Below are 15796 nucleotides of genomic sequence, written 5' to 3'. Positions count from 1 at the left end.
CTCCACAAGTTCTATTTAATCTCCTCTCGGATTGCTGCGGGGAGATATTTGTATAAAGTCGGCTGGGAATGTTCATCCCTTACATTCGTCCACACTAAGGTGAACTCATTTGTCCCGCGGACGTCGACGAAGATGAACTGATAGCCGTTGAAGTAGTACCATCGTTCATAAGGTTTTGATTCTTCTATAGCGATCGTACTCAGTTCTTTTTCATCGGGCGGACCGTATTTTACATAGATTTTTCCGCGGTCTGTTTCATAGCCGGGTTTGTTCCCCTGGCGGTAATGGTCTTCTGCATATTCGAACCGCCGGGCGATTTCAAAGTAGTCCATTTTAGTCCAGAATTTCTGGAGATAGGTTTTTTTGCCCTGCTCCGGCATATTTTGGAAAGCCCTGTATTCTGCGGGTGAGAGAAAGATACCGATTTTATCGTAGTAGGGTAACCCCTCGTAGCTTATCGGCTCTTCTTTGACGGCCTTGATGATTCGGAAGGAAGTTTGTTTACGGCTCGGCGCCGCTGCAGTTGGATCTTCGACTTCGACCACGAGGGTGTAGCGACCTGTTTTAAATGTTTCGATATTCAAACCCAAGTTCAGTGCCTGGGATGTGAATTTCTTTTCCACATATTGAGGTATTTTACGCAGAGTCTTTCCTGCTTCATCTTTGATTGTATAAACGACCTTTATTCTGTTTGAATCAGGAACAATGTCATAAATTTCATAGTAGATATAGAGGGTTGTGTAGCGTTCAGTAAACCAGTGTGAGGGATGGGGCACCACCCTGAGGTTCCCTTTACGCAGATAGTTCTCAATGGTGTCTTTTACGATCTCTTTTGCAAGAAGGAGATCGCTCATTCGGTAGTCTTTTTTGCAAATGGACAATTTTTTTTCTGTTTTTCCTTCTTTATCACCTGAGATGACCTTGATTTCATAGCGGTAATCACCGGCAGGAAGATGAAGGCCGAATTGTATGATGAAAGAAATCTGCTCTTTCGCCGCCGTGGCAAAGGATGGAATACTGAACTGCCGATATAGGGTATCGATTAACGAATCGGCTCGGTTGAGATTTGTGAGTTTGAAGGTGATGGTCGCCCTTCCTCTGATTGTGTTGTCTTTCGTTTCAAAAGAAAGTTCATGATAAGGAATGGCGCAGTTGAATTCCAGATAGAAGATGTCTTCTTTTTTTGTTGTCTGTTCAATGGTGTCCATTATTGTTATTGTTGAACGATAGACAACAGGATCGACGTAAAAATTAAGGGTGTCGACCGATGTGAGAAAAAACAGGAGAACAATCATAAATTAGATCCTCCGGGGTTCAGAAGAATATACTGACCCAGACCATGTTTGTCTCCAAAGATGAATTGACGATTGATGCGGTAATAATTCCAGACAAGATAGGCGTCGTATAGTGTGGGTATGGGATTGTAAGGATTTTTCGGGGGACTATAATAGGGATATGATTGAATCTCATCCGGTGGCCCGTACTTCACATATATCTTGGCCCGGTCACTGCGCCAGCCGGTGTCGCCGTGGGAAAAGTGGGCTTCGCAATATTCGATGCGTTCAAAATACTCAATCTCTTTTTCGTTATAAGGGGTGTTCGGAGTCGGATCATGCTGTTCCCAGAAACTACGCCACAGCGAATCCCGTTCACTCTTCTTCGCATCCTTCAGTTTTTTTATTTCATTCGGTGTGGCGATATACATCAGTTGTTCGACCTTCAGGTTCCAGGAGGCATCATCCAGGAAAAAAATTCTGGATACGGTGATCGGCACCTGAACCAGGTCCAGTTTTCTTGAATCGGCATACATCTCAATCCGGAGTTTGTAATTCCCGTTTGGAAGTGTACTTACATCCACCTTGATGGTGTCATGAAACCGTCCCTTCTCCACGGTGAATGTCTGTTCGAGCTCCTCTATCTTTATCAACATCCAATCAACCTCGGCATTCGGATTGATTATTGTATATACGACGGTTAAAGTATCTTTCGTTATACTCCATTGTATATCGCCGATATATTTTATCTTTAATATTTTATCAGTGGTTCTGAAGACTTCACCTCCGTTCAGATCAATAATTTTCATCTCGAAGTAGTCACTCTCCTTGGGCATTTTCAGTTTTACGGAGTCGTTTATGGTGGCAGTGTCCCGAATATGTTTTGTCTCCCAGTAGTCTCCGGTCAACTGGTTGTGTTTTTTGTCGAAGACCTTTAATTGGGTTTCGTATTCGACATAGAAGAGCGAGTCTTCAGCCACTGGTTTTAATCTATTTTCAGAGATGGAGAAGTATATTACGAGCTCCTGTTCGAGCTCGCTGTATGGTCGGTTTACAGCCTGCCAGGTGACTTGGGCGTACAGAAAAATCAAAAGAATCATCTTTTCAGTTTTTTCCTTCCCGCGGTTTTGGAAAAAGAGGCGATCCTCAACGCCTGGTCGATGTTTTTCACGAAGATGAATGATAAACCCGCCTTGACGTGTTTGGGGATTTCTGAAAGTTCTTTTTTGTTATCCAGGGGAAGAACGACCGTTTCAATCCCGGCCCGTTTCGCGGCGATCACCTTTTCTTTGATGCCACCGACAGGCAGCACCCTGCCGGTGAGGGTGATTTCACCGGAAAAGGCGATTTTCGGGTTTATCGGTTTTTGTTTGAAGAGCGAAGCAAGTGACATCGCCACTGCCAGACCGGCTGAAGGACCGTCTTTCGGTATTGCGCCAGAAGGAATATGGATATGGATGTCTTTATCTTTCAGAAAATCTTCCGGCAGATTCCAGGATGGAAATTTGGTTTTCAGATGGGAAAGGGCCGCCTGACAGGATTCTTTCATAACATCACCCAGTAAGCCGGTGAGAATCAATCCTTTTTTGCCGAACATGGTGATGGATTCGACGAAGAGGATTTCTCCGCCAAAGGGCGTCCACGCCAGGCCGGTCGCTACTCCGATCTCTCCTTTGCGCGCCGCCACTTCAGAATAGGTCTTGGGCGGTCCCAGGAATTGCTGGAGTTTCTTTGCGGTGATCGTCACTTTCCGCCGTTTTCCTTCAGCGACACGTTTTGCTATTTTACGGCATATTGACCCGATCGCCCGTTCAAGATTCCTTACTCCGGCTTCTTTGGTATATTCAGATATAAGTCTTTTCAGTGCACCGTCGGTGAAAGCCACATGGGTGTTCTTCAAGCCGCTTTCTTGAATCCTTCTCGGAATCAAGTATTTTTTTGCAATCTGAAGTTTCTCTTCAAGTATATAACCGGGCAACTCGATGATTTCCATACGGTCTTTTAACGCCGGAATTATCGGGTCAACGACATTGCCCGTTGCGATGAACATAACCTTTGAAAGGTCAAAAGGGACTTCGAGATAGTGGTCTGAAAAACTGTTGTTCTGTTCCGGGTCAAGGACTTCCAGTAATGCCGAAGAAGGGTCGCCCCGAAAATCAGCTCCGACTTTGTCGATTTCATCGAGCATAAATACAGGATTATTCGTTCCACAATTTTTCAGGGATTGAATGATTCTGCCGGGCAGTGCGCCGACATAGGTCCTGCGGTGTCCGCGGATTTCCGCTTCATCTCTGATGCCGCCGAGTGAGATGCGGACGAATTTTCTTCCGAGGGCGCGGGCAATAGAACGGCCCAGAGAAGTTTTACCTACGCCCGGCGGGCCGATGAAACACAGAATAGTGCCTTTTGAATCGGGCTTCAGTTTTTTGACGGCGAGATATTCGAGGATCCGCTGTTTCACTTTTTCAAGGTCATAGTGGTCTTCATTGAGGATTCTCTCCGCCCTCTTGATATCCAGGTTGTCTTTTGATGATTTTGACCAGGGAATGGTCACGAGCCAATCTATGTAGGTCCTTGCAACCGTGTACTCCGCTGCCTGGGGTGGAATACGTGAAAGGCGCTCCAGCTCTTTTAATGCAACCTTTTCTGTCTGTTCAGGCATCTTGGCGGCAAGGATTTTTTTTCTCAATTCTTCAATCTCCCGACTGTGGTCGTCGCTTTCACCCAGTTCTTTCTGAATCGCCTTCAGCTGTTCCCGCAGATAGAATTCACGCTGTCCTTTGTCGAGTTCGTTCTTTACCTGAGAACGAATCTTGGCGCCGAGCTCCAGAATGCTGATTTCTTTCTGCAGCATCGGAATAAGTTTGGTGAGACGTTCTTTGGGATCGACTATTTCAAGAAGGCTTTGCTTTTCGTTGAAATCAAAGTTTGTATAGCTGGTGACGAAATCGGCGAGATGGTCAGGGTCATTGATATTGAGAATAATGGCGCCCAGTTCATCAGGCAGATAAGGCGCCAGGGAGACGAGGTTCTGGAACATCGTCACGACATTGCGCATCAGGGCTTCAATCGCCATTGTTCTTTTATGTTCACCGGTTATTATCTTTATCTTCGCCTTTAAATAGGGCTCGGTCTGTGTGAATTTGACGACCTTAAACCGCTTCAGACCTCTTATCAACAACCTTATCGTGCCGTCGGGAAAACGGAGCATCTTGTTTATTTGAATCACGCAACCCGTGGTGAAGACCTCATTGGGTTTGGGCTCTTCAATATTGGGATCGCGCTGGGTCAGTGCTCCGGCGAGTTTGTTCGTCGTGAGAATTTCATCAATCAATTTCGCAAGTTTCGGAGTATGGATGATCAACGGAATGGGCTGGTCAGGAAATACAACACCGCCCTTTATCGGAATTATGCCCAGTTCATCGGGGATTTGAATGGATTTGTTTTCATCCATAAAAGAACCTCCAATCCTTAACCATCCTCCACTGGAATGACTTTTTCTTTCATAACGGGGAATTTAATGAGCAACAGCCCGTTGCACATATTGAATTGATATTCACGGGGTTCTATGAGCAGGGGAAAGTCGATTCTTCGATAAAAACGACCATAAGGAATCTCGATGTTATGAAAGATACAGGTATCTTTGTTCATAAAACTTGCTGATTTTCTTACTCCTTCCACGACCATATATCTTTTATTGATATAGACTGACAAGTCTTTTATATCGACACCGGCTAATTCAATAGTGACAACCACCTCTTGATTCACGATGTAGAGGTCAAAGAGAGGTTGCCAGTGAATAAAGGGCGAAATCAAACTTTCTTCGTCAAAATCAGGGCTTCGGTTAAAGATCACCTTAAGTTCCTTGCTTTCACAGTCCTGTTTCAGTTTAGACAGCGAGTCCTTCATAATGAATTATACCCTAAAAAAGGGGAGTGTCAAGGTGACCATTTGACACTTGACATTTCAAAAATGTTTATTATAATAAAATATAGGAGAAGTGTGTTAGTGGTGTTTTTTGAATTAGACTTAAGTCTTAGTTGCATGTCACAAAGGAGGGAAATGAGGGGTTTATTGTAATGGTTTTATAATGGATTAATAGAAAGGAGGAAGGTATGAAAAGAGGACTCATGTGTCTTGTTTGTCTGTTGATTATGGTCGTTGCTGCGGAAATGAAGCCGGTATCTATACCGGCAAGCGCAGTGAATAGAATTACAATGCAAGCAGAAAAGTTCCCAGTTCAGGTTGAAGTCATCTATACAGGAACAACTAACTATCCACCATGGTTAGAGGGAAGAGATGCTCCCTGGGAAGCTGATGTTCATGTTGATGATGTTTATAATAATGATGATCAATTGTTGTCGATGGCGCAAGATGCACTGGGAAGAATCTACGTATGTTATGAGACAATGACAAGTTCAGGGACCTATGGTTGGGGACTTGCGACTAGCATTGATAATGGTCAAACTTGGGATAATCGAGTATATTATGCAAGCATTGATGTCCGTTACCCCGAAATAGCAATATCAGATGATGGCAAAATCTGGGTTTGGGGTTCATTGGTTTCACCGCCCACCTATAATGATGAAGTTATTTGGATGCGTTCTTACGATGATGCCTTTAACGATCCTGATAGCTTGGATGGTTTCTACTGGTTTGGGGCTGGGAATGTGAATAATCGTACTTATCCTGAAGCCGTAACCTGGGGGAATAACGATCAACTTGTGTTATCGACTTGGACCTTTGACAATGGAACCGAAACGGTTACTTCTTGGATTTATGCAACAGATGGTGGTATTGGTGGAAGCTGGAGTATCTATTCTCTGAATTCAGATGGAAGTCCTGATGGTATGACATCAATAGGTGTTAATTACGATGGCTCAAATTACATTGCAGTTCATGGCTGGGAACAGGATGAAGGTGGTGGTGATTGGAATGTAATGTGTATGTTCGACACCCTTGGTGGTTCAGGTGGGTTGTCTGGCTGGGGTACGAGTAATACAAACCCGGATCGTAATCCGTCGGTCTTTTGTTCCAACGGCAAGGCCTATATTGCATATCAGGGATATGTTGGGGCTTTTGATGCTGATATAATGTTTAATTATTCCACTGATTACGGTATTAGTTGGGCAAGCATTGTTGATTTGACAAATGATACTCAAAATGAGGCATACCCAAGACTCTACGGAAATGATGCTACGATAGGAGTATGTTACCTTTATTCTGCAAATAGGATAAGATTTAATTATTCACTTGATAATGGTGTTAATTGGCTGAGCCCGCCAGAGACTGTTGACGAGAATAGCACAGTAAACAGCAATTACCATTCAGTCGCCCTTCTCTATACTTCCTCATACTGGTATGCGGCATGGGAAGACACACGTAATTCTGGGACTGATGGCCTTGAGATTTATACATCGCGGAGAATTATGGGACAGGGAGATATCACACATCATCCTGCAATCATCACTATAAATTACAATTATTCCTTTGGGGATTATCTTTATGCGGAAAAATATCTCATTCATCACAGTTCAAAACCAATCGACCCCTTACTTGATGATATTATTACTAATTCTTCCACAGAGGATTTTATCCCTGTCTTTGTGATGCTCGCCAAGCAGCTCAATCCTGACTATCTCATCCCACGCGCTGAACAAATGCCAAAGCCTGACAGAAGAAGATTTGTGATTGATGAATGTCAAAGACTTGCGAATGAAGATCAACGTTCCTTGTTGCTTTATTTAAAAGGAAAAGAAAAGGAAGGCAAAGTCAGAGATATTGTCTCGCAGTGGACCACAAATACAATCTGTTTCAAGGCAAAACCTGAAGTAATCAGAGAAGTTGCATATCGGGAGGATGTATGGGAGATCGGATATTCAGAACCCTTGCAGATAATCGGGGTGCAGGAGGTCGAAGAGCCAACCTATGAACACATTGATTTTACAGCTGAAGATGGCAGGGAAATCTGTTGGGGGGTTGCTAAGATAAATGCTGATGATGTCTGGAATACCCTTGGTTATACCGGAAGCGGTGTTATTGTGGGACATATGGATTCAGGGGTGAATTATAATCATACTGACCTTAATGATCATATGTGGGACGGTAGTGGTGCAGGTTATCCAAATCATGGTTATGATTTTTCGAACAATGATAATGACCCAATGGACGATGACGGTCATGGAACACAAACTGCTGGCATTGTCGCAGGTGATGGAACGAGCGGTTCAAATACCGGTGTTGCCCCTGATGCTCAGATAATGGCTTTAAAAATATATCCTGGTACTAATAATGAAATGGGACAGGCAATTCAATTTGCTCTGAATCACAATGCTGACCTCCTTAGTTGTTCAATTGGTTGGGAAGATCCGAGTAGTTCAATCAAAGATTGGTGTCGTGGTCAGTCCAATACCGTCTATGCTGCAGGTATTGTCTGGTGTAATGCTGCGGGGAATGGCAGGAGTGTGCCGCCGTATGGTCATTATACTGTCCCTCAGGATATTAATTCACCGGCTGATTGCCCTGGACCGTGGTATGCACCAAATGGAGGGAATAGTGCATCCATAGCTGTCGGAGCAACTGATCAAACAGATAATATCGCTTCCTGGTCGAGTTATGGTCCGACCCAATGGAATACAACCGGTTATAACGATTATCCGTATCCGCCTGGATTGATTAAACCAGACCTTGCAGCACCGGGTGTTGGGGTGAAATCTCTTGATCACGCTACAAACAATGGTTATGATTCTGGTATTAATGGTACCTCTTTTGCTCAACCCCATGTTGCCGGCACAGTTGCTTTAATGCTTGAAAGAAATCCAGCATTAACTCCACGTCAGATAGACAGTCTTTTACAAACGACTGCTCTTGATATTGAGACATCAGGAAGAGATACTTTGTCAGGGAACGGCCGTATTGATGCACTTCAAGCAGTGAATGCTATTTCAGAAGGTGCAAAATGGGCTCAACTCTGGGTGATTAATCAGGCATCTGCCACAGGTATCTTACAGGTGACAAATATAACTAAAGCACAAAACCGCCCTTGGATTATTTCTGTTTCACCTACCCAATTTACTGTTCCAATTAATGATTCCCAGGCAGTATGGGTTACTACTGACACGACAGGCCAGGGATTAACCTGGGGGCAAACATATTATGATACCTTGCTTATCTGGTCCAATTCAATTTTTGACGATAATCCGGACAGTGTTCCTGTAGTTTTGATTATGGCGACAGTGGGTGTAAAAGAAAACGAAACGATAACGCCAGCTGAGATAATACCGGTACTTTCTGCTTTCCCGAATCCTTTCAATAAATCTGTAAAGATAGATTATGCAGTACCGTATCCACAGAATATCAATCTCATTGTCTATGATGTTTGTGGTAAAAAAGTACGTACTCTTGTGAATGAAAGACAGAAACCAGGGAATTTCGCAGTTGTATGGGACGGTAAAGACGATGAGGGAAAGGAGGTTGCTGCCGGTATCTATTTTGGAAGGATTAAGACAGAGAAAGGAGTTGTAACTAATAAACTTATTTTCATAAAATAGAACTTTAACGTCAGGAGTCTGTTATTTAATAACAGACTCCTGACGGCAATTTCAATACTGCAATTCCACTTCAAATTACCTGTGTAGAGGAAATAAGATTATCGATATGATACTTAATCCTCAAAAGAGCTTCATTTTTTTGTTGACATCTGACATATTTTGAATATTATTATCAGATGGAGAGGAGTTGATAGATGCTGAATAGAGGAAAACCAGCCGAGACAAACAAAATTTTGATGCGCGTAAGTGAGCTGGAATCAAAAGGCAAAATAAAGCAGGCGATCAAAGAACTACAGAAGTGTGTGAAATCAAACATAAAAGACGGCACTCTTTACAACCGGCTCGGTGATTTCTATATTAAAGAAAATGATGTAAAATCAGCGATAAACACCTATAAACAGGGAGTCGAGGCGTTTCGGGAAGATACTTTTTTCAGAAACGCCCTTGCTTTGTGTAAGAAAATATTGCGGTATGATCCGGGAAATATCGAAATCTATTGGGATATCGCAGGTCTGTTGCTCGACCTTGATGAAAAGAGCGATGCTCTGATATACTATTTTGCGTATATTGACAAGCAACTCGCACAGAGAAATGAAGAGGCGGTGTTGAAGGCGATCGACAAGATAAAGGAGATCGGTATTTTTGACGGCAAGGTCATCAAGAAGATAAATGAAACTTACAAGACACTCGGACGGAACGACCTTCTCAAAAAATTCGCCAAACAGATCTTGAAGGAGGATGTTCGTGAAGATATTATTCTGGAGGAAATAAAGGAAGAGACAGCGAAGCCGCCCAAGCCGAAGAAGGAGGCGGCGAAAGAAAAGACGGTTCCCCGAAAGAAGACAGTCGAATCTGTTAAAGAGGAAAAACGGCTCAAAGATGATGTAAAACAGCTCGACAGTTTGGTGCGCAATGTCGAGGCGGCGATATTCCAGTTGCGTAAAACAATGCGTCTCGATGAGGTGATTGTTGCACTTGAGAATTCGCTCACCGCCCTTTCCGACGAACAGAAAGAGATGCTGTTGCTTTTACAGAAGTCAATCAGTCACAATCTCGATGCTCTGCAGAAATCGATACAGACGATATACCGCGGTTCAGAAAAGAACATTGAAGAGTTGAAACCGTTGCTCTCTGATCTGCGCAAGGCATTAACCGGTTTAAGTAAAAATCAGGCGTCACTGGCACAGGCGACCAACCAGCGGCTGGAAGATTTGAATTCAGTATTGAACAGCACCGCCGAGAACACCGTTGAGCAGATCCGCGAGGTGATGTTGCGTTATCAGAAGGCGACCGAGGATATGTGCCGTAAACTTGAAGAGACCAAGGGATGTAGTATTTCCCTGGTGGAGTTCAGTAAAGAGATGAAACTCGCTGTCTTGAAGATGAACGATTCCTTAATCCGTTTTATTATGACACAGGAGGTGAAAGAAAGAAAACAGGCAAAATATTTTCTTACACTTATCATCATCACCGCAGTGATCTGCGGACTTTTTATCTTTTCCCTCTTTAAATGATTTTAGTTTTTCCCGGGTGAGTTTTTCTTCGCCTTCATACTGAGATAGGCGTAAATAAAATCGTCGATTTCTCCATTCATGACTTTATCGATCTGTGAAGTTTCAAAGTTGGTGCGGTGGTCTTTAACCAGCTTATACGGGTGGAATACATAAGAACGAATTTGGTGCCCCCATGCAATTTCCGTTTTTTGCGCTTCGAGTTTGTTCAGCTTTTCTTCTTCTTTCCTTCTGTAGTAATCATACAGCCGTGAGCGGAGGATTTTCATTGCATTCACTTTATTCTGAAATTGCGAGCGTTCATTTTGACACTGTACCGTGATACCGGTCGGGATGTGGACGATTCTCACTGCGGATGATACTTTATTGACGTTTTGACCACCGTGACCACCCGCCCTGAAGGTGTCGATCCGCAGGTCATCTTCATTTATCTTGAAGTGGATTTCTTCTATCTCGGGGTATACAAATACCGATGCAAAAGAGGTGTGTCGACGTGCATTGGTGTCGAACGGCGAGATGCGTACCAGGCGATGTATGCCGACTTCCGCTTTTAATAGACCATAGGCGTAATTGCCGATCACCTCTATTGTGACGTCTTTAATCCCGGCGACGTCACCAGGCAGGAGATTAAGAATTCGATAAGAGAATTTTTTCATCTCCAGCCAGCGCATGTACATCCTGAAGAGGATCTCCGTCCAATCACAGGATTCTGTACCGCCGGCACCGGGATGAATGCTGAGGATGCAATTTTTTATGTCGTCCTCTTCACCGAGCAGAAGGCGGGCATCGAGATCTTTAATTTTTTTGTTAATCTTGGCGAATTCCTCAGCCGCTTCAGCCACCATCTTTTCGTCCAGCTCGGGTAGGGAAATCAATCCCGCCAGGAGTTCAATATCTTCTTCGATCTTTTTGATTTCATCAAGCCAGAACTGCGCCCGGCTGATTTCCGACATGGTTTTTTGTGCTTCTTCCTTATTGTCCCAGAAGTCGGGAGCCGAGGTCTTTGCCTGAAGTTTTTTTACTTTTTGTTCGATCTTCTCGAGGTCAAAGATGCTCCTTTAGATTTTGGAAATCTTTTTTTAATTTTTTGATTTCGTCGTGACTTATTAAATGCAGAGCATCAGAACTTTTCATCGTTTATTTGGTCTTTTTCTTGGTTTTCCGCGGTTTGGTACTTTTTTTCTTGGAGTACCGTTTTATGAATTTTTCCACTCTGCCTGCGGAATCCACGATCTTTTGTTTGCCGGTGAAGAAAGGATGGCATTTGGAACACAGATCAACAGAGATCTTTTCCACGGTGGATCTTGTTTCCACCTTATTGCCGCAGGCACAGGTGATGATACAGCGACCGTATTTCGGATGAATCTTCTTTTTCATCATTACCTCCTTATTTATTCGCTGCTCATTGAGTCAAGAAATTCTTTGTTTGTTTTCGTCCTTTTCATCTTTTCAATAAGAAACTCCATCTGCTCGATGACATTCATCTCCGAGAGGAATTTACGCAGGATCCACAATCGGTTGAGTTCGTGTTCAGTGAGAATCAGTTCTTCTTTTCTCGTTCCCGATCTATAGAGATCAAGGGCGGGGAAGATACGGCGGTCCGACAGCCTTCGGTCGAGGATCAATTCCAGATTGCCGGTTCCTTTGAACTCTTCAAAGATCACCTCGTCCATTCTTGAGCCGGTGTCGATCAACGCCGTAGCGATGATCGTCAAACTTCCGCCTTCTTCAATCTTACGGGCTGAACCGAAGAATTTCTTCGGTTTCTGGAGTGCAGTGGAATCCAGACCTCCGGAGAGCGTTTTCCCGGAATGGGGGACAATTGCATTATGCGCGCGGGCGAGTCGGGTCAGACTGTCAAGCAGAATCACTACATCTTTTTTTGATTCGACCATTCTTTTCGCCCTTTCCAAAATAATCTGAGCGACTTCTGTGTGCCGGTCCGGCGTTTCATCGAATGTCGATGATATCACTTCAGCATCCACAGAACGTTCAAAGTCAGTGACTTCTTCCGGCCTTTCGTCGATCAAAAGGACAATAAGGCTTATCTCGGGATGATTGACGGTTATCGCATTGGCGATTTTCTGAAGAAGAATTGTTTTTCCGGCACGCGGCGGTGAAACGATAAGTCCACGCTGACCCTTTCCAATGGGAGTGAAGAGGTCGACGATCCTCATCGAAAGATCGTTTTTACCTTCCACTTCGAGATGAATCCGTTCATTGGGATAGAGCGGTGTGAGGTTGTCAAAGAGGATTCTTTCCTTTAATTCGGACAAGGGGATGTTATTGACGAGTTCGATCTTTATCATGGCAAAATAGCGTTCACCCTCGCGGGGCGGTCGGGCTAATCCTTTGACGTGATCACCGATCTTGAGATTGAATTTGCGTATCTGTGAAATCGAAAGATAGATATCATCCTGACTCTGTAGATAGTTATAATTAGGAGATCTCAGAAACCCGTAGCCGTCAGGGTGAATTTGTAAAACACCCTCTACCGGGACAAGCTCAGACCTCTGGGTTTCAGCTTCAATGATCGCATGAATCAGGTCCTGTTTCTTTAAATCCGTAAAGTTCGAAAGACCCAATTCCTTTGCTATATCATGAAGCTCAGTAACCTTCTTTTTCTTAAGTTCCATTATTTCCATATTACACCTTCCATTTTATGTAAAGACAAGGTTTCCATTTTTACTTTTTTCATCCCCATCACTGTAACTTAACCCCGTATTATTATAATCCGAAATGTAGGATTTCTTCATCTATTTAATATTTAAGCCGGGAAACCAACATCGTCTTACGGCAGTAATCAATTATCCTACATCTCTTTATTCCGATAGACCAATTTACTCCTTATATTCATCTCCCAAGAAACCGATTTTTATCTTTCTCTGGATAGATAAGGATAGCTTATTATATTTATTATTTTTTATTTGTCAAGAGTCAATTTACACCCGCGTTTAGATCGCTATCATTTTCTGAATCGTCTGCAATGCCTTTGATCGTATCTCTTCATCCACGGTTATTTCAAATTTAAGATCTTCCAATGCCCAGAGGACTTTCTCAAGGGTGGTAAGTTTCATGTTGGGACAGACGGCATGCGGCGCTCCGGGGATAAAGTTTTTATCCGGATTCTCCTTTTTCAGACGATAGAGCATTCCCACTTCTGTACAGATGATGAATGTCTCTGCTTTATCTTCTCGGGCATAGGTGATCATCTGGGACGTTGAACAGATTGCGTCGGCGATTTCCTGAACATCGACTCTGCATTCAGGGTGGGCGATGATTTTGGCTTCAGGATGTTCTTTTTTCAATTCGAGGAGTCTTTCTTTTGAAAATACCATATGGGTGGGGCAGTACCCGGACCACAGATGAAATTTTTTATCTTTAATCTGTCTCGCCACATAGGAGCCGAGGTATTTATCAGGGATAAAGATGATTTCCTTATTCGGAAGGGAACCGACCACTTTGACGCCGTTTGCCGAAGTACAGCAGATGTCGGAAAGGGCTTTGACGCGGGCGGTCGAATTTATATACGTCACCACCGCTGCAGAGGGATGTTGTTTTTTCTCTTCAGTCAGTTGTTCCGGAGTAATCATATCGGCCATGGGACAGCCGGCGTGCAGGTCGGGTATGAGAACGGTTTTATCAGGATTCAAGATCTTGGCGGTCTCAGCCATAAAGTGGACTCCGCAGAAGAGGATCACCCGGCAATCTACTTTTTGGGAGATCCGGGCGAGTTCCAGTGAATCGCCGACAAAATCTCCGCATTTTTGGACCTCTGGAAGCTGGTAATTGTGGACCAGGATAATGGCTTTTTCTCTTTCTTTTATTCTTTTTATTTTTTCTATAAGAGAATTTTTCATCAAGTGATCAGTCGATAACCGACGAAGATGTGAGGATGTAGTTTATCGGATTCACCGGTACCTGGGAAATCCGTACTTCATAATGAAGGTGAGGGCCTGTGGATTTACCGGTATCACCTACATAGGCGATGACTTCGCCTCTTTTTACGACATCGCCTTTTTTCACCTTTATTCTCTGGCAGTGGGCATAGAGGGTGGTGAATCCGTATCCATGATCGATCTCCAAGGTTAAACCAAATCCATGTTTGTTTCCCACGGCTTTGACCTTACCGTCGGCTGGAGCAACAATCGGCGTGCCTATGGGAGCCGCGATATCAAGCCCTTCGTGCATCTTGACTTTACCGGTGAAGGGATCGATGCGATATCCGAAGCCGCTGATAAACCAGCCGTGGACAGGGATGAGGGAAGGGGTGTGATTTCTCAGATACTTTTTCTCTTCAAGGTAATTGAGGAGTTCATCAAAGCTCTTCTTCTGCAATCTGGAGCGAGCCAGGAGGTTGTCCAGGGTCTGAGAAAGTTGTTTGAGATTATTCCGTACTTCGTCTGACAGAGCCGTGTCATCATAGATACCGATGACTTCGCCGCCGACCCCCATATATCGTAGATCGTCGTCGATCGGCTCCAGGGATGCGTAAGCACGCAGTTTCTTATCATATAACTGTAGACTGTCAATGAAGATCGTCAGCTCAGAGAACTCTTTTTTTATGCGCTTGATCTCCTGCCGTACTATTTTATTTTCAGTATGCAGCTGAGTCAATCTTTTTTGATCGACTTTACGGGAGGCAAAGACCGTGACATTGTAGATAAAGAGAGCCAGGAGTGAAAGGAAGAGAATACCGGCGATGACGACGAAAATAAATCTTATGTGCAAATTTATCCGCCTGTTATCCTTAGGTGAGACGACGATGATTTCCAATCTCTATCTCCAATGATATTATATAAAGGATTCCAAAGATGTCAAGCAGTTTTTTAATTTATTCTTTTTTCGCGAGGGGAATCTTTATTCCTTTTTCCTTGGCGAACGCCGCGGCTTCTTCATATCCGGCATCGGAATGGCGTACAATGCCGATACCCGGATCGTTTGTCAGAACCCTTTCAATCCTTTTCGCCATCTCCTCGGTGCCGTCGCATACCAGCACCTGTCCGGCATGGATCGAGTAACCGATGCCGACACCGCCGCCGTGATGGACCGAGACCCAGGAGGCGCCTGAGGCGGTGTTGAGCAAGCCGTTCAGGATGGGCCAATCGGCGATTGCATCTGAGCCGTCGAGCATCCCCTCAGTCTCCCGATAAGGGGAAGCCACTGAACCGGTGTCCAGGTGATCCCGCCCGATTACTATGGGTGCTTTAAGAACGTTCTCCTTGACCATTTTGTTGATTTCCAGACCGAGCTTGTCTCTTTCTCCGTATCCGAGCCACATTATCCTGGCAGGTAACCCCTGAAAAGGAATCTTCTTCTGAGCCAACTCAATCGAGCGCCTTATCGCATCGTCGTCACCGAACATTTCCAGAACCTTTGTATCGGTTGCATAGATGTCGTTTTTATCGCCGGACAACGCCGCCCAGCGGAACGGCCCTTTCCCGTTACAGAAGAGGGGTCT

12 protein-coding genes are annotated in these 15796 nt (G+C 44.2%); 2 read left to right on the top strand and 10 right to left on the bottom strand.

Going from position 1 to position 15796, the window contains the following annotated elements:
- Positions 1 to 11 precede the first annotated feature (11 nt).
- The 4 genes from ENI34_09480 to ENI34_09465 form a co-directional block, all read right to left on the bottom strand.
- The gene (locus ENI34_09480) at positions 12 to 854 is read right to left on the bottom strand and encodes a GWxTD domain-containing protein (GenBank protein HEC79348.1); all 843 of its coding nucleotides are present in this window, start codon (positions 852 to 854) and stop codon (positions 12 to 14) included.
- Positions 855 to 1291: 437 nt separating this feature from the next.
- Positions 1292 to 2374 carry a GWxTD domain-containing protein gene (locus tag ENI34_09475; GenBank protein HEC79347.1) on the bottom strand — a complete coding sequence of 361 codons (1083 nt, stop codon included), beginning with the start codon at positions 2372 to 2374 and terminating at the stop codon, positions 1292 to 1294.
- Positions 2371 to 4728, bottom strand: a complete 2358-nt coding sequence (lon, locus tag ENI34_09470; GenBank protein ID HEC79346.1) for an endopeptidase La — start codon at positions 4726 to 4728, stop codon at positions 2371 to 2373. Before lon ends, ENI34_09475 begins: the two co-directional genes overlap by 4 nt.
- A gap of 17 nt (positions 4729 to 4745) precedes the next feature.
- The gene (locus ENI34_09465; GenBank protein ID HEC79345.1) at positions 4746 to 5183 is read right to left on the bottom strand and encodes an Hsp20/alpha crystallin family protein; all 438 of its coding nucleotides are present in this window, start codon (positions 5181 to 5183) and stop codon (positions 4746 to 4748) included.
- Positions 5184 to 5389: 206 nt separating this feature from the next.
- Between ENI34_09465 and ENI34_09460 the strand changes: the two genes are divergently transcribed.
- Complete coding sequence (locus tag ENI34_09460) at positions 5390 to 8824, top strand: T9SS type A sorting domain-containing protein (GenBank protein ID HEC79344.1); 3435 nt, start codon at positions 5390 to 5392, stop codon at positions 8822 to 8824.
- A 194-nt stretch (positions 8825 to 9018) separates the two neighbouring features.
- A complete protein-coding gene (locus ENI34_09455; protein ID HEC79343.1) occupies positions 9019 to 10338 on the top strand; it encodes a hypothetical protein in 1320 nt (439 codons plus the stop codon).
- Positions 10339 to 10340: 2 nt separating this feature from the next.
- On the opposite strand, the gene ENI34_09450 is transcribed toward ENI34_09455, so the two are convergent.
- The 6 genes from ENI34_09450 to ENI34_09425 form a co-directional block, all read right to left on the bottom strand.
- On the bottom strand, positions 10341 to 11387 hold the full coding sequence (locus tag ENI34_09450; protein HEC79342.1) for a peptide chain release factor 2: 1047 nt from the start codon (positions 11385 to 11387) through the stop codon (positions 10341 to 10343).
- Between the two features lie 85 nt (positions 11388 to 11472).
- Positions 11473 to 11712 (bottom strand): 50S ribosomal protein L31, encoded by a 240-nt coding sequence (locus ENI34_09445; GenBank protein ID HEC79341.1) that lies wholly within the window; start codon positions 11710 to 11712, stop codon positions 11473 to 11475.
- A 14-nt stretch (positions 11713 to 11726) separates the two neighbouring features.
- Positions 11727 to 12980 (bottom strand): transcription termination factor Rho, encoded by a 1254-nt coding sequence (locus ENI34_09440; GenBank protein ID HEC79340.1) that lies wholly within the window; start codon positions 12978 to 12980, stop codon positions 11727 to 11729.
- A gap of 309 nt (positions 12981 to 13289) precedes the next feature.
- Positions 13290 to 14195, bottom strand: coding sequence for a quinolinate synthase NadA (gene nadA / locus ENI34_09435; protein ID HEC79339.1), 906 nt, complete (start codon positions 14193 to 14195; stop codon positions 13290 to 13292).
- Positions 14196 to 14202: 7 nt separating this feature from the next.
- The gene (locus ENI34_09430) at positions 14203 to 14790 is read right to left on the bottom strand and encodes a M23 family metallopeptidase (GenBank protein ID HEC79338.1); all 588 of its coding nucleotides are present in this window, start codon (positions 14788 to 14790) and stop codon (positions 14203 to 14205) included.
- A gap of 379 nt (positions 14791 to 15169) precedes the next feature.
- Positions 15170 to 15796, bottom strand: a 627-nt coding sequence (locus tag ENI34_09425) for a urocanate hydratase (protein HEC79337.1), incomplete at its 5' end; no start/stop codon positions are given.

Source organism: candidate division WOR-3 bacterium, from assembly GCA_011052815.1.
Lineage (GTDB): Bacteria > Hydrothermota > Tepidihabitantia > SM23-42 > SM23-42 > DRIG01.
This window is presented reverse-complemented; position numbering and strand designations above follow the sequence as displayed.

What these genes read in the sequence shown, in the direction of transcription:
- ENI34_09480 (HEC79348.1), bottom strand. Translation starts at nt 854, where the DNA reads ATGAGCGATCTCCTTCTTGCAAAAGAGATCGTAAAAGACACCATTGAG.
- ENI34_09475 (HEC79347.1), bottom strand. Translation starts at nt 2,374, where the DNA reads ATGATTCTTTTGATTTTTCTGTACGCCCAAGTCACCTGGCAGGCTGTA.
- lon (HEC79346.1), bottom strand. Translation starts at nt 4,728, where the DNA reads ATGGATGAAAACAAATCCATTCAAATCCCCGATGAACTGGGCATAATT.
- ENI34_09465 (HEC79345.1), bottom strand. Translation starts at nt 5,183, where the DNA reads ATGAAGGACTCGCTGTCTAAACTGAAACAGGACTGTGAAAGCAAGGAA.
- ENI34_09460 (HEC79344.1), top strand. Translation starts at nt 5,390, where the DNA reads ATGAAAAGAGGACTCATGTGTCTTGTTTGTCTGTTGATTATGGTCGTT.
- ENI34_09455 (HEC79343.1), top strand. Translation starts at nt 9,019, where the DNA reads ATGCTGAATAGAGGAAAACCAGCCGAGACAAACAAAATTTTGATGCGC.
- ENI34_09445 (HEC79341.1), bottom strand. Translation starts at nt 11,712, where the DNA reads ATGAAAAAGAAGATTCATCCGAAATACGGTCGCTGTATCATCACCTGT.
- ENI34_09440 (HEC79340.1), bottom strand. Translation starts at nt 12,980, where the DNA reads ATGGAAATAATGGAACTTAAGAAAAAGAAGGTTACTGAGCTTCATGAT.
- nadA (HEC79339.1), bottom strand. Translation starts at nt 14,195, where the DNA reads ATGAAAAATTCTCTTATAGAAAAAATAAAAAGAATAAAAGAAAGAGAA.
- ENI34_09430 (HEC79338.1), bottom strand. Translation starts at nt 14,790, where the DNA reads ATGGGGGTCGGCGGCGAAGTCATCGGTATCTATGATGACACGGCTCTG.